The sequence below is a fragment of the Candidatus Poriferisodalis multihospitum genome, from assembly GCF_028283155.1.
GTDB classification, from domain to species: Bacteria; Actinomycetota; Acidimicrobiia; order Acidimicrobiales; family Poriferisodalaceae; genus Poriferisodalis; species Poriferisodalis multihospitum.
Genome location: NZ_JAPYOK010000117.1, coordinates 12042 through 30564 on the forward strand (window position 1 = coordinate 12042; position 18523 = coordinate 30564).

17 protein-coding genes are annotated in these 18523 nt (G+C 66.6%); 13 read left to right on the top strand and 4 right to left on the bottom strand.

Annotation, left to right across the window (positions count from 1 at the left end):
• The first annotated feature begins 31 nt into the window (after positions 1-31).
• The 5 genes from VI480_RS14050 to VI480_RS14070 all read left to right on the top strand — a co-directional run bounded on the left by VI480_RS14050 (position 32) and on the right by VI480_RS14070 (position 3963).
• Complete coding sequence (locus VI480_RS14050) at positions 32-808, top strand: TIGR00266 family protein (RefSeq protein ID WP_323673488.1); 777 nt, start codon at positions 32-34, stop codon at positions 806-808.
• 68 nt (positions 809-876) lie between these two features.
• The gene (locus VI480_RS14055; RefSeq protein ID WP_323673489.1) at positions 877-1941 is read left to right on the top strand and encodes a hypothetical protein; all 1065 of its coding nucleotides are present in this window, start codon (positions 877-879) and stop codon (positions 1939-1941) included.
• Positions 1942-1987: 46 nt separating this feature from the next.
• Positions 1988-2758 carry a hypothetical protein gene (locus VI480_RS14060; protein WP_323673490.1) on the top strand — a complete coding sequence of 257 codons (771 nt, stop codon included), beginning with the start codon at positions 1988-1990 and terminating at the stop codon, positions 2756-2758.
• 130 nt (positions 2759-2888) lie between these two features.
• Positions 2889-3407: a UGSC family (seleno)protein gene (locus VI480_RS14065; RefSeq protein WP_323673491.1), complete on the top strand. Its 519-nt coding sequence runs from the start codon at positions 2889-2891 to the stop codon at positions 3405-3407.
• Between the two features lie 88 nt (positions 3408-3495).
• Complete coding sequence (locus VI480_RS14070; protein ID WP_323673492.1) at positions 3496-3963, top strand: VOC family protein; 468 nt, start codon at positions 3496-3498, stop codon at positions 3961-3963.
• Between the two features lie 111 nt (positions 3964-4074).
• Here VI480_RS14070 and VI480_RS14075 read toward each other — a convergent pair whose 3' ends face one another.
• On the bottom strand, positions 4075-5457 hold the full coding sequence (locus VI480_RS14075) for a hypothetical protein (RefSeq protein WP_323673493.1): 1383 nt from the start codon (positions 5455-5457) through the stop codon (positions 4075-4077).
• Between the two features lie 126 nt (positions 5458-5583).
• Between VI480_RS14075 and VI480_RS14080 the strand changes: the two genes are divergently transcribed.
• The 4 genes from VI480_RS14080 to VI480_RS14095 all read left to right on the top strand — a co-directional run bounded on the left by VI480_RS14080 (position 5584) and on the right by VI480_RS14095 (position 13572).
• Positions 5584-5811, top strand: a complete 228-nt coding sequence (locus tag VI480_RS14080) for a CopG family transcriptional regulator (protein WP_323673494.1) — start codon at positions 5584-5586, stop codon at positions 5809-5811.
• Positions 5808-6227, top strand: coding sequence for a type II toxin-antitoxin system VapC family toxin (locus tag VI480_RS14085; protein WP_323673495.1), 420 nt, complete (start codon positions 5808-5810; stop codon positions 6225-6227). Before VI480_RS14080 ends, VI480_RS14085 begins: the two co-directional genes overlap by 4 nt.
• Before the next feature lie 49 nt (positions 6228-6276).
• On the top strand, positions 6277-11688 hold the full coding sequence (locus VI480_RS14090) for a RecQ family ATP-dependent DNA helicase (protein WP_323673496.1): 5412 nt from the start codon (positions 6277-6279) through the stop codon (positions 11686-11688).
• An 81-nt stretch (positions 11689-11769) separates the two neighbouring features.
• The gene (locus VI480_RS14095; RefSeq protein WP_323673497.1) at positions 11770-13572 is read left to right on the top strand and encodes a UvrD-helicase domain-containing protein; all 1803 of its coding nucleotides are present in this window, start codon (positions 11770-11772) and stop codon (positions 13570-13572) included.
• A 136-nt stretch (positions 13573-13708) separates the two neighbouring features.
• On the opposite strand, the gene VI480_RS14100 is transcribed toward VI480_RS14095, so the two are convergent.
• A complete protein-coding gene (locus tag VI480_RS14100) occupies positions 13709-14116 on the bottom strand; it encodes a type II toxin-antitoxin system VapC family toxin (protein WP_323673498.1) in 408 nt (135 codons plus the stop codon).
• Complete coding sequence (locus VI480_RS14105) at positions 14113-14340, bottom strand: FitA-like ribbon-helix-helix domain-containing protein (protein WP_323673499.1); 228 nt, start codon at positions 14338-14340, stop codon at positions 14113-14115. Before VI480_RS14105 ends, VI480_RS14100 begins: the two co-directional genes overlap by 4 nt.
• 95 nt (positions 14341-14435) lie before the next feature.
• On the opposite strand from VI480_RS14105, the gene VI480_RS14110 reads away from it, so the two are divergent.
• Together VI480_RS14110 and VI480_RS14115 are read left to right on the top strand one after the other, a co-directional pair.
• Entirely contained in the window at positions 14436-15470 is a 1035-nt protein-coding gene (locus tag VI480_RS14110; RefSeq protein WP_323673500.1) for a TIGR03617 family F420-dependent LLM class oxidoreductase, read from the top strand.
• Positions 15467-16114, top strand: a complete 648-nt coding sequence (locus VI480_RS14115; protein WP_323673501.1) for a DNA-3-methyladenine glycosylase I — start codon at positions 15467-15469, stop codon at positions 16112-16114. Before VI480_RS14110 ends, VI480_RS14115 begins: the two co-directional genes overlap by 4 nt.
• A 124-nt stretch (positions 16115-16238) precedes the next feature.
• Here the strand turns inward: VI480_RS14115 and VI480_RS14120 are convergent, their stop codons facing one another.
• Positions 16239-17642 carry a hypothetical protein gene (locus tag VI480_RS14120; protein ID WP_323673502.1) on the bottom strand — a complete coding sequence of 468 codons (1404 nt, stop codon included), beginning with the start codon at positions 17640-17642 and terminating at the stop codon, positions 16239-16241.
• 174 nt (positions 17643-17816) lie between these two features.
• Here VI480_RS14120 and VI480_RS14125 point away from each other — a divergent pair, with 174 nt between their 5' ends.
• Together VI480_RS14125 and VI480_RS14130 are read left to right on the top strand one after the other, a co-directional pair.
• Positions 17817-18311: a transposase gene (locus VI480_RS14125; protein ID WP_323673503.1), complete on the top strand. Its 495-nt coding sequence runs from the start codon at positions 17817-17819 to the stop codon at positions 18309-18311.
• Positions 18308-18523, top strand: a 216-nt coding sequence (locus VI480_RS14130) for a hypothetical protein (RefSeq protein WP_323673504.1), incomplete at its 3' end; no start/stop codon positions are given. The genes VI480_RS14125 and VI480_RS14130, both read left to right, overlap by 4 nt.

Genomic DNA, 18523 nt, shown 5'->3' on the forward strand with positions numbered 1-18523 from the left:
CGTCGTCGGCATCTGCGGCGAGGAGTCCCCCATGCGCAGCCACGAAGTCGATTACGAGATCTTCGGCGACGACATGCAGTTCGTCGAAGTCGAGCTGGACCCAGGCGAGACCGTCATCGGCGAGGCGGGCACGATGATGTTCCTCGAGGACGGCGTCACGTTCGAATCGGTCATGGGCGACGGCTCTGAGCCTGATGCCGGGCTGTGGGGCAAGCTCAAGTCGGCCGGCAAGCGAGCGCTCAGCGGCGAGGGTCTGTTCTTGACTCATTTCACGAACACCGGCGCCGGCGGCAAGGCCAAGGCGGCGTTCGCGGCCGGCTACCCAGGCAAGATCATCCCGGTCGATCTGGCGAAGTACGGCGGCGAGATCATCGCTCAGCGCGACGCCTTTCTGTGCGCTGCCATGGGCACCAAGCTCGACATCGCCTTTCAGCGCGGCATCGGCACCGGCGTCTTCGGCGGAGAGGGATTCATCCTCCAGCGCATTTCTGGCGACGGCATGGCATTCCTGCACGCGGGCGGATCGATCCAGGCAATCCAGCTGAACGGGCAGACGGTCCGGCTTGACACTGGCTGCTTGGTGGCGATGCAGCCTTCGCTGCAGTACTCGATCGAGCGGGCCGGCAACCTCAAGTCGATGTTCTTCGGCGGTGAGGGCTTGTTCCTGGCCACGGTCTCGGGCACTGGTTGGGTGTGGCTGCAATCACTGCCGTTCTCGCGGCTGGCATCGCGTGTGCTCGCCAACGCAGTCGGCCCGCAGGCCGACGACTCCCGGGGGCTGCTCTCGGGCATGTTCGAACGCAGCTAGTACACGACTGCGAACGGTTGGTGAATCCGGCTGATGCCCGAGGCCAGCCGGGCCCTACAGTCGCGCCCATGCAGCTGGCCTCGAGTCGCGTCAGGGCCGACGATCTCTTCGAAGCGCAGGAAGCGTTTCACTCACGCGGCTGGACCGACGGGCTGCCAGTGGTACCGCCCACCGACGCCGCCGTGGCCGCATGTCTGGACTGGGCGATGTTGGCGCCCGATCATCTCATCGGCATCGAGCCGGTGCGGGCACGGGCCATCACCGCCGAGAAGGCAGCCGTCAACTCAGTGATGGCAGGCTGCCTGCCGCCCCACTTCCCGGTCGTCGTGACCGCGCTCACGGCCCTGTTGCAGCCCGAGTTCGGCCTGCACGGCCCAACGGCCTCCACCGGCGGCTGTGCGGTGTTGCTGATCGTCAACGGGCCGATCCGGCGCGAGCTGGCCATGGACGGCACCTTCAGCGTGCTCGGCAGCGCCGACCGGTCGCGGGCGGTCATCGCTCGGGCAGTGCGTCTGGTGCTGGCCAACGTGCTCGACGTCAAGCCCGGCGGCATTGACCGCTCCACCTTGGGTCATCCCGGCAAGCTCGGCTACTGCATCGCCGAGGATGAGGAGGCCACGGGCTGGATCTCGCTCGGCGATCAGCGGCTCGGTACGGCGCTCGCCGAGCAGGGTCACGTGTCGTCGGTGACCGCGGTGGCATCGATGGCACCCCGGCAGGTCATGAACGAGTGGACCACCGACCCCGCCGAGCTCTGCGAAACCCTCGCAGCAGAGATTCGGGCCAACCAGCTCAACTACTCCATCTGGCCCGGCAACTACGTGGTGGTGCTGCCCCCGCAGCTGCGAACCCACTTCGATGCAGCCGGCTGGACCAAGGACGACATCGCGAACTGCGTATACGAGCGTGCACGCGTGCGCCGGGGCGACTGGGCGGCCGTCGGCAAGGGAGCAGTCGTCAAGGATCGGGCCGAGCGCACCTACCCCGCGCTGGAATCGCCGGAGGATCTGCTGATCGTTGCTGCTGGCGGGCCCGCAGGCGGCTTCGCTGCCGTCATCCCACCTTGGCTCGGCACCCGCAGCCACGCAGCCACAGTGGCGGTGGGCGCCTGCGTCGACTGCGAGATCAACTGACCGGTCGCGACCACCTAGGCCGTGAATCAAGCGCAAGACTCGGCACATGGAAGACCATTCGCTGGTGCAGGGCGAGACGACACGAGCGGCGTTGCTGCCGGAGCTTCCCGACAGCTACCTGGCTTCGGTCGAGGACTACCACCGGCTGGCGTACGCCGTGCTCGGCGAGGCACGTCGGGTTGCTACCGGCAGGTTCGGCTTGCGCAGCCTTGACGTGGGCTTCGGCACGCCGGTCTTCGAAGTGACGATGGGCCGGGCCGGCGAGATGGAATGCCAGGTGTGGATCGATGGCGACGAGCTGTTCGCCACCGAAGGCGGCACCCTGCGCAGCGCCCACATCACCACGCTGTCGGCGGCGGCGAGTTTCGTCGGGGTGTCGCCCGGCACAGAGGCGCGCGAACACGACAGCCCGGAGCTCGGCGGCGTCGACCGCTGGCTGCGGGTGAGCCCGGAGATGGGAGCGCACCTGGTTGCCTGGTTCCGGCTCGGCAAGCAGGCGCTGGACCAGTTGCATGAGCTGCCCGGTGCCGCGGAGCCGGACGAGATCCAGCTCTGGCCCGGCCACTTCGACATCGCGACGGCGATCGGCCACGCCCAGACACGGGCCACCTATGGCCTGTCACCCGGCGACGCTGCGCACCCGTTCCCGTATGCCTACGTGGGACCGTGGGGCAAGGTGGATCGCAGCGACACCTACTGGAACGATGATGCGTTCGGCGGGGCGTCGCTGCCGTACGCGGAGATCATCTCTGCCGGAGACCCCGCCAGTGCCGTGTTCGAATTCCTGTACGCCGGTTTCGACGGAATCAACGGTTGACAGGCCGAGCAGCAGGCGATGCGGACGGCCGCTCGACCAGCTCGCAATTCAGCGCAGTGCGCGTGGCAGCATGTAGCTGACCGGTGCTCGCCGATGCAAGCTGTCGACGCAGGCCAACAAGGAGGGCAGCGTGGAGCTGCTGAACCCGACCCACGAACAGGATCCGGAGGGATTCGCGGCACCGGCGCGGCTCTCGACGTTGGAGAGCACCACGATCGGCGTCATCTCCAATGGCAAGGAGAACACCCGGCCCTTCTTCGACCACATGGAACGGCTCCTGCGAGACCGTCATGGCGTGGCCAAGGTGATCCGCCGGATCAAGCCCAACTACAGCGCGCCCGCGCAGCACGAGTTGCTGGCCGAGGCAATGGGCTGGGATGCCGTGCTCGCCGGTGTAGGCGACTGAGGCAGCTGCTCGTCGTGCAGTCTGCACGACGCCGTCGCCGCCGAACGGATCGGCGTGCCCGCGGTCAGTGTCATGACCAGTGCCTTTGTGAGTGCCGCCGAGCTGATGGCCCGCGTGCAGGGTGTGCCGGACCATCCCTTCACCGTGATCGAACATCCCATCGCCAGCGCTGACGAAGCAGGGCTCGAAGCCCGCGCCGAGACGGCCGTGTCCCAGGCCGTCAGGGTGCTGGTCGCGCACTAGCTTCGGGCTGCGCCCGCCGACCGGCGGACCGCACCGACGAACGCTCGAGCCCATGCGCCGGGCGTTTCGAACTCAGGAGCAGAGCCCGATGGTGAATCCCATCCCCGACGACTACCCGCGCATCTCGGTTTCGATGAGCATCGACGGCGCCGCGGACGCCATCGCGTTCTACACCGAGATTCTGGGGTTCACCGAGCGGATGCGCATCGACATGGGCGGCAAGATCGGCCACTCCGAGCTGGCTCTGGGCGACTCGCTCATCATGGTGGCCGACGAGTTTCCGGAGATGGAATTCCACTCGCCCAAGCACTACGGCGGCTCGCCCATGCAGCTGAGCCTGTACGTGGAAGATGTCGACGCCACATATGCCGCTGCGCTCGCAGCGGGTGCCACCGAGGTGCGGCCGATCGTGGACCAGTTCTACGGCGACCGCTCGGGCATGATCGAGGATCCGTGGGGCCATCGCTGGAACCTCGCGACCCACATCGAAGACGTCGATGCCGACGAGATGGCACGCCGCTCGGAAGCCGCCATGGCCGAGATGGGCGACGGCTGACAGGTTCTCGCCCGGCGCACAGGAGACCCCGAACCGGAAGAGGGCGCCGCTTCGCTGCCTGCGCATCTTCACGCCTCTCGTCGCAGTGTTCGACGTGTCGGTTCGCGAGACTCAGTCCTCGGGCCCTCTCGTGCGCCACCCGACAACGGCCGCGGGCACTGCGGAGACGGCGAAGAGCGCCGCGGCGACTGCGAGGGCGACCGGAACCGTGACGATCTGCGCCAGTGTTCCCAGCGCCAGGCCGATGGCAACTTCTCCCACTGCCTGCGACTGGCCGACGAACGACACGACGGTGGCGCGCACTGATGATTCGGCGTGTCGGTTCGCCATCGCTTCGGTCAGCGAGTACGCCGTCTCGCCCGCCACGTCGAGAACAGCCCAGCCGATGAGCGCGACGGTGAACCATGGACTGAGGGCCAACGCCAGAGCGCCTACAGCGGCGACCGTCAGGAAGCGCGCCAGCAGAAGGGCGTCCCGCCGGGCGCTTCGCTGGTCAGCCTGATCCAGGCGCCGGTGGAGCCACATCATCATCGGGATCGCCAGCGCAGACATCACAAACCAGGCTGCGCCGAAGAACAGCACCGCTTCTCGGCCGTCTAGCTCGGTGAGGCCCAGATCGAACAGCCGCAGGGCAGAGAGCCGGTCGTTGGCCTCCCAGGCGCCCGCGGCGATCGCAGCCGACAGGGTCACGGCGAGCAGCGATGGATTGCGGCGGACGAGGCGTGCGCCTTGCTTCCACAGCTTGACCGCATCGCCCCAGGCACTCGTGCGCCGAACGCTCGGGGTGCCGGTGCGCGCCGGCCTGGGTGCGCCGCCTGCCCGCAACCGGGGTGACTCGAACCCGGCTTCGGGCATCATGACCGCGAGGTACCCGGCCGCAGCGATCGCGAGCATCCCCATCGCGGCCATCGATCCTCGAACCGACCAGGCGCCAATTGCAGTGGCGGCGACGAGGCCGACCATCACGCCCGCGGACCTGAAGATGGCATGGCGCACGATGAGCCCGTCCACCTGACGGCTGTGATCGCTACGGGGGATGCCGCTGTCATCAGCTCCGGAGTCGTCGCCCGAGGTCGAAGACTCGACGGGCATCACCGCGGCGCTGCGGTGCGAATGCGATGCGTGGTGGGCAAGCTCGTCGGTCATCCACGCCGTGGCGGCGCCGCTCTGCAGCGTCCAGCCGACGCCCCACATCACTTGCCAGATGACGAGAACTCCGAACAGCTCGGTGACCGGGCCCAATGCCATCGCTGTGCCCATCACGACGTAGGCCGCGACCACGGAGTACTTGCGGCTATAGAGGTCGGCAACCACGCCAGTCGGGGTCTCGGTCACGAGAATCGACAGCACCAGCGCGGTGCCGAGCACCGCGAGCCGGAATGGCGACAGCCGCAGATCCACCACCCACCACACCATTGCCGGCAGGCCCCACGCGAAGGCCAAGCCTTGCACGCCGCCTGTCAGCAGGAACAGCCGATCAGGCCGATGCCGCACGACGCCGCAGCCTAGAAACGACTTCCTATGCAGTCATGCCGAGTGCGATGATTCCGACTCGGCGACTCAGGCAGCGGCCGCTGAGAAGGCGCAATACATTGTGCAAGACATGGCATACTCGCTCCCGTGAAGCAGACGACGATCTACCTGCCCGACGATCTGAAAGAACGACTTGAGCGCGCAGCGGAGGCAGCCCGCTGCTCCGAAGCTGCGCTGGTTCGTGAGGCGCTGGTCGAAGCACTTGCTCGACGTGAGGCGCGGCCGACGACTCCGTTGTTCGACGAAGGCTGGGGTGATCCCGATATCGCAGCGAACGTCGACGAGCACCTGGCGCGTACGGGCTTCGGCACGTGATCGTTGACACCAGCGTTCTGTTGGCGGCGTTCGTGCCGGACCAGCGGATGCACGAGCCATGCGCCCGAGTACTGGCCGGCGGCCGACCCCTGGTGATCTCCCCGTTTGTGCTTGCGGAGCTGGACTATCTCACGGCCCGCATCGCCGGGGTCGATGCCGAATTGGCAGTGCTCGAGGAGCTGTCATCGGGGGCGTATGAGATCGCTGGGTTCGATGCAGTCGATCTCGTGCGAGCGCACGCCGTCATCGAGAGGTACCGCGACCTGCCTCTCGGGTTGGCCGACGCATCGTTGGTGGTGCTCGCCGACAAGCACAACGAGGATGCGATCGCGACGCTCGACGAGCGGCACTTCCGCGTCGTCCAGTCACTGCGCGGCCGCCCGTTCCGCGTCCTCCCCGCCGATGCCGAGCTCTGACGACGACATCGCGGTCCGATTGCACTATCTCGTCTAGCTTGCCTTCCTGTTGTCGGCCTGCGGAGCGTGGGCTTTGCGCGAGTACGTGGTGTTTGATCTTGAGGCCAATGCGGATCGCTCGGATCCGCCGGCCCACGAGATCATCGAGATCGGAGCGGTCCTCGTTGTCGATGGTGTCGAAGCGGCCGAATTCGCAACGCTGGTGCGGCCAACCCGGCCGCTGCGCTCCCAGACTCGTGAACTGACGGGTTTGGCTGACGAGGATCTGGCGCCAGCGCCGACGCTCACCGAGGCGCTGCAGCAGTTCGCCGCGTTCGTCAGCAACCGGCCGCTGATGGCCCACAACGGATTCGGTTACGACTTCCCGCTGCTCGATGTTGGGGCTGAGCAGTCGGAGCTGCTGTTGATCGGCGGTCTCCGCCTCGACACGCTGGAACTGGCTCACCTCGCGTTCCCGCGGGCCGGTCGAGACATCGCCCGCAGCGTCAACGGAGCCAAGCCGCCGGCGGGACGCAGTCTCGATGATCTGGCAGCCCGGCTCCTCGGTCGCAGCGCTCGCCCTGTGCATCGCGCGCTCGAAGACGCCCGCTTGCTGGCCGAAGTGATCGTTCCGCTCATCGCGACGTTGAACGAGTCATCCCCGCCTCGCCGCCTGCAGCGCTGGGTGCTGCGGGCGACCGCACATCCGTGGTCTGCGTTCTTGGATGCCGAACCCGACCCGCCGTCCTTGGCGACGACGATCCCCGTCTCAATTCCTCGACGATCTCCGGCGCCCACCGGGAGATTCGGCCCGGATGGTGTGGCGGCGATGCTCGAAGAGGGTGGCGCGTTGATGACGCACGGCCGCTCGCCTCGTGCGCAACAGGTCGAGATGGCTCGCGTGGTTGCGACGGCGCTGGCGAACGGCGAGCGCCGTCTCGTCGAGGCACCGACAGGCACGGGCAAGACCTTCGCCTACCTGCTCCCGGCAATCGAATACGCCCGCGCCAGCGGTGCAACGGTCGCCGTGGCACCGCACTCGAAGGTGCTCCAAGACCAGATCGCCCGCTCGCTCGAAGAGCTAGCCGAGCACTTGGCGCCATTCACGGCGGTGCTGCTCAAGGGCAGGAACAACTACCTCGACGTGGTCGCGTTGGAGAGCGAACTCCATGAACTGGACGTCATCAGAGCGCGGCCCGAAGCAGTACCAGCACCGGCCGAGGCCGCCCGCGCTTCGGCGCCGATTGCAGAGGTCGACCCTGACGATGGCACAGGCCCAGCAGGTGCCCTGCGCGGTCTCGCTCTCGCGATCCTGTGCGGCTGGGTCTCACAGACTCCGACAGGTGACTGGGACGACCTCAACACGTGGGCATTGAGCAGCGACTTCCGACGGGTCATGTCGGGTCTTCGATTCGTGCTCTCGGTGAGCGAGCCTCCGGGCCCGGCAGCGACCAGCTTGGATGAGCGGTGCTTCTATCGACGAGCCCGGGACGGGCTGCGCGATGCGGATGTAGCAGTGCTCAACCATGCGCTGGTCGTGCGCGACGACGAATGGATGGATCACGCAAAGCGCTTGGTCTTGGACGAGGCCCACAACCTTGAAGATGCCGCGACAGACGCATTGACGTCGGAAACTGGCGAGAACGAGATTGAGCAGCTGTGCGATGCAGTCGCGCCTACGCGGGGGGATGGCGGCACTGTCACCCGACTGGCCCGCGCCACCCGCTGGTCGGTGCGCGGGCAACCGCTGGCTGATGAGCGTCGCAGCGTCGCAGCAGTGCGAGAGCAGCTCACGCGCTTCGGCGCGGCGTTGACGGCCTACGTGCGAGTGCGCACGGCGGCGAGCGTCGAAGATCGCTACCCCTCGTCGTATCGAATCCGGCGTGGCATCGACACTGCGCATCCCGACTACTACCCGGTGCTGCGCGAGGGTCGGTCGTTGGCCGAGGCGTTGGAGGGCATCGCCGGCGAGATGGACGAGGTCAACCTGCCTCAGCTGCTCGAAGGCCGCTACCGGCGCGACCGTCTCGAAGCTGAGATGCGTCGTCTTGGACGGTTTGCTCGTCAGGCCGCCAAGACGCTTCGTCGCGTTATCCACGCCGATGACGGTCCGACGGGCCGGTCGGGCCGGTCGGGCCAAGAGGCGTCAACGGTGCCCGACGACGGCCGGAGCCGCGGCATGACACGCCGAGCTGAAGTCGTCGCCGACTTGGCGTCGCAGCAGCGGATCGCAGTCGGGCGCATCGAGCACACCGACGGCCGCTGGGCATGGACGTTGCAGAGCGTTCCCCTGTCGGTAGCACCCTCGCTGCGACGGCTGTGGGACGGGCTCGAAGCCGCCGTCGCCACATCAGCGACGCTGCGCGTGGGTGACAGCTTCGACCACATCGTGAACTCGCTGGGGCTTGGCGCGGTGCAGGCGACGGCCCTGCCGACTCCGTTCGAGGCGCTTCGCGACCAACACCTGCTGGTGTTGGCTGACTGGCTGCCTGCACCGAGGTCTCGTCTCATGGATGAGTTCACCGAGGCGGCAGGCCGCGAGATCGGACGGCTGATCCTGCTTGCGGGGGGCCGGACGATGGCGCTGTTCACCGCTCGCGCCCGCATGGAGGCCGCCCGCGAGAAGCTGCGCGACTACCTCGACGAGCGCGGCATCCCGTTGCTGTCCCAAGGCGACGCACCCGCCCCGGCGCTCGTTGCCCGGATGCGAAACGAGTCGGCCACCAGCTTGCTCGCGCTGCGTTCGTTCTGGGAAGGCGTCAACATCCCCGGGGAGGCGTTGAGCTTGCTGCTGTTGGAAAAGGTGCCCTTCGACTCACCCGCCGACCCGATCGCCGGTGCTCGCATGGAGGCGCTGGAGCAGCAGGGCAAGGACGGCTTCGATGACTACGCAGTGCCTCGCGCTGCTCTGCGCATCGCCCAAGGTGCAGGTCGACTGATCCGCACGGCGACCGATCGCGGCGTCACGGTGATGCTCGACAATCGCCTGTGCCGAGTCACGTCGTATGCCGACCGGATTCTCGCGACGCTGCCAGGCCCGCCGTCCCAGCACCGCGTGCGCGACCCCCAACACGCATACCAGCTCATCTGCGGGCACCTCGACGGCGTCGAAATGACTGATGACCTGCGGGATGCGATGGGTGCTGTTCCGGCTGACGACACCCTCATCAAGCTCCGAGCGTTGGCGCTCGACGATGACGAAGCAGCGGACGCTCGCATTGTCGAGACCCGGCTGGAGCGAGTGGGCGAGATATTCGGATTCGAGCGGTGGCGGCCCGGCCAGCTCGAGACCATGCGGCATTTCATGGCTGGCGACGACGCCCTTTCCGTGCTGCCGACAGGGTCGGGCAAGTCGATCACCTATCAGATTCCGGCGCTCCTGATGCCTGGCGTGACACTTGTGCTGTCGCCGCTGATCTCGCTGATGAACGACCAAGTCGAGAACCTGCGTCGCCGGGGCATTCGAGACGTCGCGGCCATCCACAGCGGCGTCTGTCAGAGCGAATGGCGCGACATCCTGCGGGGGGCACGTCGCGGTGACTACAAGCTGCTGTACGTCAGCCCTGAGCGGCTGTGGTCACAGGAGTTCATCAGCCGTCTCGCGGAGGTACATGTCGCTCGGATCGCCATCGACGAGGCGCACTGCATCTCTCAGTGGGGGCACACCTTCCGGCCCGAGTACGCCAGGATTCCCGAGGCAATCAGACGATTGGCCGAAGCGCGAGCGGCCGATCGTCCCGGCGCTCGCAGCGCCGCTGCGTCGCCGGTCGATAGCCGCCCGCCGCTGTTGGCGGTGACTGCCACGGCCAATGCCAAGGTGCGCGAAGAAATCGTCAAGCTCCTCGATCTCGACTGCGGCGAGCCGACCGTCCTGTCGCCGGACCGGCCCGAGATCAGCTACTACACCGAAGACTGCGCGACCAGAAGCGACCGCGATGTGCGTATCGCCCAAGTGATCGAGGCGTTTCGCCGCCAAGCTGCGGTGGTCTACGTGCCGACCCGTCGAGACGCCGAGCGCATCAGCGGACTGCTGCGCGTCGCCGGCAACACTGCGCGCGCCTACCACGGCGGCATGGAGACCTTGGCCCGGTCGCATATCGAGGACGCATTCCGGCACGGAGAGATCGACGTGGTGGTTGCCACCAAGGCCTTCGGCATGGGCATCGACAAGCCGGACATCGCCGCGATCGTGCACGCCGAGATGCCCGCCACCATCGAGGAGTATGTGCAGGAGACCGGCAGGGCAGCACGCGGCGCAGGTCAGCCGGGAATGCCTGCCGGCGGCACCGCAGTGCTGATGAGAAGGCCGCGTGACTGCTCCATCCATCGGCTGTTCGTGCGCAGCTCTGCGCCTCCCATCGAGCAGGTGCGGCGCATCTGGGCCATGCTGCGGCCGGGCGCCGTCGCGTACGATCCTGACGCTCTGACCGGCCGGGTCGATGACGAGACCCGCGAGAGCGACGCCGAGTCGGTGGCCACGTCGCTCGCCGTCCACCATCTGTCGTTGGCGGGCGTGCTGAAGCGTCATCCCGATACGCCGTGGGAAGGCCGTGTCACGATCATCGACGACACGCTCAGACGGCTCGGCGAGTTGTACTCTGACGGCGCTTCGCCCTATGACGGCATGTCGGATCCCGACGGCATCGCAGGCCTTTCGGCAAACTCGACGATCGGGCCGGAGTTCATCGCACGCGCGCGGCGACTCATCGACCTGGCCGAGCAGCGCGGTGGCCGCTATGACGCTCCGCGCTGGTCCCGCGAACTCGGGCGAGAGGCGGTGGACATCGCGCAGGACTTGCTCGAGCTCCAGCATCGAGACATCATCGGATTCACCGTCTGGAAGCACGGATGGGTGCTTGAGCGCTCACCGGGCGAACCGGATTGGGCCGAGGTGGAACGTCTGTGCGAACAACGCCGCGGCGAGGTGGCCGACAAATCCGACCGTGCCAAGGGATTCGCCCGCGACCGACGCACCTGTCGAGTCGCCGCGCTCATGGAGTATCTCGACTCGACGGCTGAGTTGTCACCGTCTTCCGATGGCGGCTGCGACCGCTGCGATGTGTGCGTCACCCTGGAGCGGCCGTGGGTGACGAGTCATCTGAGCGAGACGAATCTGCGTAGCGCTCTGCCTGTGGCTCAGGCCATTTTGACCTTGATCGCCGATGTTGAGGACAGGAGCTATTCGCGGACCAACATTGAACGATGCTTGGTGGGTGAACTTCACGGAAGCGTTGCAATGCCCGGTGTCGGGCTGACTGCCGACAACGACCGCGCGGCTCGTCGCAGGGCAGTTCCGCCGCATCTGGCGCGCCAGCCGAGCGCTGGGAGCTTGGCCTTCGTCGGCATCAGCCAGGTGAGCGCGGCGATCGATGAGCTCATCGCCGAGGAGCTCATCGTTGCGGTGCAGGCTGAGCTTGACAGCGTCCTCTACGAACGGCTCGAACTCACCGACGACGGCCGCGAACTCCTCAGCGCCATGTGAGCGCTTCATCGCCATCGGCTCGACGACCGGACGGTCGCAGCGTCTTCATTACAGTCGTGTGCCACAATCTGCGGAGCACGCATGGCCTTTCTTCAGCCTGAGAACCTTGCGAGCCGCAGCGATGTGCCCGAGCGGCTCCATGCGGTGGCTCGTCATTTTCGCGACGACCTGCCCGACGAGGTGACGGTCTGGCTGGAACGCACAGGCGAAGGCGAAGCGGCGGCCCTGCGGCGTGAGTTCGGCGGGGTGGATCTCTCCGATGACGACAGCGACTGCTTCCTGGTCGTGCTCGACCCGGAGGCGGGCATCGCCGTGGTGCAGGCGCCGTCGCGTCGGCAGATCAAGGCATCCCGCCGTCGGCGCGCACGGCTCGACGGCGGTGCAGCGCACCGCCTGGTGTCGGAGCGGGTGACGCGTCTTGGCGGCAGCGTCGCCGATATCACGGTCGAGTTGTTGCCAGTGGCCCACGTGCTCGCCGTGCCGCAGACAAGTCGTGAGCACGCAGCAGAACTCAACGCCAAGCTGCCCTTGCTGACTCGCGACGACTTCGAGCCGCCAGCGCTTCGCCTCGCGCTGCAAGGTGCAATCGGCGGCCGGATTCTGCCCCTCGGGACCGCGGAGCAGTCGCAGACACGGGCAGTGATCAAGCCCGAGATCGTCATCAGCGGCCGTACGCCCGCGATGTTCCGAGAACCTGATCCGGCCGGCGAGGAGATCATCCGCACGCTGGACCGTGAGCAAGAGCGCACAGCGCGCCATCTGGGGCCGGGATACCGGGTGATCCGTGGTGTGGCCGGCAGCGGCAAGACGCTCGTGCTCACGCACAGAGCCCGGCACATCGCCCGGAACTTCCCTGATTGGCGCATCCTGCTGGTGTGCTTCAACAGGCCGCTGGCATCGGCATTGCGGGCACAGGTCGCTGACTGTGCCAACGTCTACGTCAGAAGCATCGACCAGCTGGCCCACCGAGTGCTGAGTCAAGCTGACCTTGTCGGCGATTCCGAGGCCAAGCCTGACTTCGGACAGCGCCGTCAAGAAGCCACGGCACACCTACGCGGCCTCACCGACGCCCAGCGTCGCGAACGTGGGTACGACTTGGTGCTGGTGGACGAGGCCCAGGATCTCGGGGCCGACGGCTTGGATTTGGCTTGGCAGTCGCTCAAGCCCGGTCGCGACCATTTCGTCATTGCGCTCGACGGCGCGCAGCGCATCTACCGAGGCGGGCGACGCTGGAATCCGCCGGGAATGACAGCCCAAGGGCGCACCAAGGTCTTCGACGTCAACTACCGCAATACCGACAAGATTCTGGAGGAGGCGCTGCTGGCGCTCGGCGACACCGGGCAACTCGGCAGCCCCGAAGAACTCGGGGACAATCTCGATGTCTTCGTCAAGCCGGGGCAAGCAGCCCGACGCGGGGATTTGCCGCCGGTGCGACTCGCGTGCGGCTCGATGTGCGCGGAAGCCGACGAGATCACCAAGAAGGTGGCGCAGCTGCGTGATGGCGGGGCAGCCCCGGAGCACATCGCGGTGCTCTCAGGTTGGCGCGACTTGCGTGAAGAACTGCTGTCATGCATTCCCGACACGGTGGAGGTCAAGGGTTCACGGCGTGACGCCGTTGCTGATGCGGCTGGCGTGGTGCCGGTGGCCTCCCTGCAGATGCTCAAGGGTCTCGAGTACCCGCATGTCATCATCGGCGGGGCGAATCACATCTGGGTCGAACCTGACGAACCTGCAGAGCAGGATCGCCAACGCCGCCGCCTGCTGTACGTCGCCATGACCCGGGCCAGCGAGACGCTGACGGTCACCTACTCCGGCGAGGGCATCATGGACGCCATCGCCCAGCTGCCCGAATTTCATCCGCCTGATGCGGATCGCAATTCGTGAGGGTCTGCACGGACTGAGGCGCGCTATGGCGTCGCCGTCGGTGAACCGGCTGCGCTGCCCCCGTGCGTCGCCGTTGCGTCGAGGGCAAGGGCGGTGGCGAACAGACCGACTGGGCGCTCTTGGAGGTGGTCGACCGTCACTGCGGGAGCACCTCGACACGAAGCGGCAGCAAGTCGGCCGGCCATGGCGCCCGTGCAGTGCGGGCATCCAGCGTCACCAACGGGGCGTCGAGCATCACAGCCAGTGCTGCGAATGATGCGTCGTACGCCGTGAAGTTCTCTCGCAGACGCCAGATCACCGGCAAGAGCAGATCATGGACATGGGCGACGATGCCGAGCCGGGAATACTCGGCCAGCGCACGCCGGGCTTGCTCAGCCGAGAGATCTCCTCTTCGCACGTAGCGATGAAGCACATGCGCAGTCTCCAATGCGAGCAATGCAGGACCGTGGAGCGAGTCGGCTGCCGTCACGCGCCGCTCGACCTCGGCCGCTTCCGGCAAGCGAAGCAGCCAGGCGATGACGGCCGATGTATCGAGAACGATCACCGAGCGTCGCGTATGGCGCGTACTGCGTCGGCGGGCGACTCGGTCACCTCGATGCGATCAAGCGCCGCGATGCGCTCCATCATCTCCTGTCGTGTCGGGATGTCGAGCGAACGACGCAACTCGCGCAAGACGTACTCAGACATCGATTGGCCTTCCAAGGCGGCACGAGCCTTGAGCCGACGGTGAAGCTCCTCTGGAATCTCTCGAATCTGCAGCGATGTCATGCAATAATCATACTCACATGCAGTATTCATGCAGATCTGGATCCGGCGGGACTGTCGGCGGGCCATGCACTCAGAGCCCTCAGGAGGCCGACACGATGAGCACAAGTCAGGCGATACAGCACCGTATAGACGGGGCGACTACGGCCTCGACGCCGGGCGGCTGCGCAGACGAAGCTGCTCAGTTCGAAGAGATGGGCCTGTCGGCCGCGTGGTCGTTCGAGGCGTCGCACGACCCGTTCCTGCCGTTGGCCGTCGCGGCCGAGCGGACTGAGAGCATCGAACTCGGCACGGCCATAGCAGTCGCCTTCGCCCGCAACCCGATGACCTGCGCCGTCACGTCGTGGGACCTGCACCGCATGAGCGGCGGGCGGTTCATCCTGGGGCTCGGCACGCAGATCCGACCGCACATCACCAAGCGCTACAGCGAGCCCTGGTCACGCCCTGCCGAGCGGATGCGGGAATACATCGAGGCGGTGCGGGCGATCTGGCACACCTTCGAGACCGGCGAGCGGCTCAACCATCGGGGCGAGTTCTACACCCACACCTTGATGACGCCGTTCTTCAACCCCGGTCCGATCGGCAAGGAGCCACCAGCGATCTACGTCGCCGGGGTCGGTCCCCGCATGGTCGACGTGATCGGCGCCGCCGCGGACGGCTTCTTCGTGCACCCGTTCCACACCGCACAGTTCATGACCGATGTCACGCTGCCGGCATTGGCGGGCGGCGCCGAGTCGGCAGGACGCGATGTCGGCGACGTCACCGTGGCTTGCCTGACCATCGTCGCGATGGGCGAGAACGACGAGCAGATCGACAAGGCACGCCGCTCTGCCGCAGGCCAGCTCGCGTTCTACGGATCGACGCCTGCGTATGCGGGTGCGCTCGATCATCATGGTTATGAAGATCTGCAGCCGCGCCTGAACACCTTGTCCAAGCAGGGCAACTGGCGCGAGATGAGCGAGCTCATCGACGACGACCTGCTCGACCTGATCGTCGTGTCCGGCACGCCGTCGCAGGTCGGCGCCCAGATTGCCGAGCGCAACAGCTTCGCCGACCGCACGACGATGATGTTCTACGGGCCGACTCCAAGCCCAGAGGCCATCGCCGAAGCCGTAGCCGCCACCGCCGCGTGAGCCAGACCACCGAGGTGCCCGAAGGGTTGAGGCGGCGAGCTGACGGGTCTCTGGCCTGCTGGTGGGGGGAAGGCCACGACGATTACGAGGCATATCACGACACCGAGTGGGGCATGCCGGTGGTCGACGACGTTCGTCTCTACGAGAAGATGTGCCTCGAAGGGTTCCAATCGGGACTCTCTTGGCTGACGATCCTGCGGAAGCGGGAGAACTTCCGGGCAGCCTTCGCCGGATTCGACTTCGAAGCGGTGGCTCGCTTCGGCGCCGACGATGTCGAACGGTTGCTGGGCGATGCGGGGATCGTGCGGCACCGGGGCAAGATCGAGGCCACCATCAACAACGGCCGTGCAGCGCTGGACACGATCGAGGCGCACGGCAGCCTGGCTGCCTTCTTCTGGTCGTTCGAGCCGGGACCCGAGGATCGACCGGCGGTTGTCGACTACGAGTCGCTCATCTCGATGCCGTTGACACCCCATTCCACTGCCCTCAGCAAGGCGCTGCGCAAGCTGGGCTGGCGGTTCGTCGGCCCGACGACGTGCTACGCGTTGATGCAGGCGTCAGGCATTGTGAATGATCATCTCGAGGGCTGCCACCGGCGCCCTGTCATTGAAGCCGCTCGCATGGCACAGCAGCGGCCGACATAGATCTGGCCGCCGCACCCGCTGTCGACGTGCCGCTTGGGCGTTTCGCGGCTTGGGTGGAGTGAACGAAGCGGCCCTCGTCCATGAGGACCACTGGGAGACCGGCACTTGCCGACAACGGCCAGATTCAGAAGGGCCGGTTGCTGGGACCCGTGGCGGTGTGCCGAAGCCGGGCGAGCATGGCTGCGGTGCCCGCCTCGGTGAGTGCCAGTCGCTTGTCGGGCCAAGTGCCGGACGAGGCAAGGAATCCACAGGCTTCCCACAGGTGCAGTGATTCGGAGAACGCCCATGAGACTGCATGGGCTGATGGCGTGATCTGCTCACCGTCGTGCCAGGAACGCCATCCGCATTCGACAGCCATATTGGCGACCTGTGCATCGAGTTCCGCGTCGGCGATCTCCCCTCCACTGCAGAGCAATGCCAGCACAGCGTTCTCGACAACGAATCCATCCCACTCGCTCGGGAACAGGTGCTGTGTCAGCCGGTGCCACGCCAGCGCAGCATCCTGCGTCATCTTTGCGCCGGCTTGGGTGCGGCGCAGCTTGTTGTGGCGCTTGCGCAAGGCGTTGGCGCGTTGCAGCCAGTGCCGCAGCGCCGACAGGATCAGGTCGTCGGCCTCGACATGACGTTGTTGGTACGGCGGCGGCGGCTCGATCACTCGCCACGGGCAGTCCTCATGCACCTCGCGCACGAAGGCCACCCGCAGATTCCCGGCTTGGGTCAAAGGCTGCTCGTCACCGAAGCGGGCCAGCAACCACACGGGCACATGCAACGCTGCAGCAAGGTCGAACGGCGGCTCGACCGGGTGCAGCAGCAGGTTCGCGACCTGCGCCCGGGCAGCGCCTACCGACTCGCTCATGGTGTCGCCTTGGCTGACCCAGCGTGCAAGACGTTCGGTGATCAGCGCAGTGCGCCACGACTGGCCCGGCTGGTCGTCGTGGTCGTCGTCAAGGGCTGCCGTTGCGATCCGCTTCTGCGCTGCACGCCAGCCTCGAGTACCGGCAGCCAGTTCCCCGGCGGCGATCGCTGCTTCCAGCGCATTCTCCACTGCTGTTCGGGCGTCTGCTTCATCGGGACCCATGTGTCGGTTCCACTTGAGGTCGTCGAGATCGGGCGGGACGATGCCCGAATCACGCATGGCCGCCTGCAGCGCAGCGAAGCCCTCGCTGTCACGCTCGTCAAACGCGCGATGCACCTCTGCCGTCGTGTCGCTGCGGCAGATCGCGGCGTAGCGGTGCAAGCCCAGTTCATCCATCAGCACCGCCGCTGCACTGGCCAGTCGGCCCATGTAGCCGGCTTCGCCGTCGATGTACTTGCAGGGCAACTCGTACCACAGCCACGTCTGCAAGCGAGCCTGCTTCAGCATCTCGGCGCCCTCGCCCCAAGTCAGCGCCTCAAAGACGTGCCGAGCATCCATCCCGGCATCGGGATCGCCCGTCTCGATGCGCCGCAGCACCGCCTCGGCTTCGCTCTCGTCGATCTCAGCAGGCTGGCGAAGATTCGCCGGTGATGGCGTCACTGATGGCGTCACCGGGCCATCCTGCCAGCCCCGCACCGCCGCGAGAGTGTTTCGTCTCAGAACGGCCTCTTCCCTCGTCGGCGTCAGCCCGTCGGCATCGTCAAGATTGCGGGGGTATTTCGGGATAGTGCCGAGTCCTTGGTCAGAGCCGGTCTTGGTGTCACAGCCCCCTGTGAGCATATGGGCATGGCGAAGAACGCTCTCCTCAAGCACCGCCGCAAGGACATCCGCGAGGCGTTCGCTCAGACCGTCACCGGTCTGTTCCTCGGTCCCGCCGAAGCCGACGGGACCTATGTCAGCGGCAAGGCCCACAACATGCACCATCGGGACAATGAGCGCCGTATTTCCGGACGGGGCGGAGCGGACAGGGCTATTGTCGTAAGCGTGCTTGACCGCGCGACGAACACTGTGGTTGCCGGTCCTGTAGCCGACACTTCGGCCCGCACACTGACCGGGATCGTGGACAGCGTGACCGCCGACGGCGCGGCAGTGTTTATCGACGAGCACCGGTCCTGCAAGCCGCTCGCGCCGCTGGGCTACGCCCACGGCGCGTTGGCGCACTCTGCCTGCGAGTCCGTGCGCGGCGACGTTTGCGAACAGGGCACCGAGAAGCACATGGATGCCGTGGCAGCGGACATGGTGGGCAAGCGCCTCCGCTGCGACGACCTCATCGCAGCATGACACCGACAGCGGAACGCAAGCTCGCGCTGCGAGCCGCGGTGAACGAGTGGATCGGCGGCAGTTTCCCCGACCATCGAACGCTGCTCAGCCACGAAGCGCCGGTCTATGACCCCCAAGCCGATGCGTGGTCGGTGACGCTGACCACGAAGCGCAACGGTGTTCCAGCGGTGCGTCTCGGCTCGCTGCTGGTGGCGCACGACGCGTCGATCATT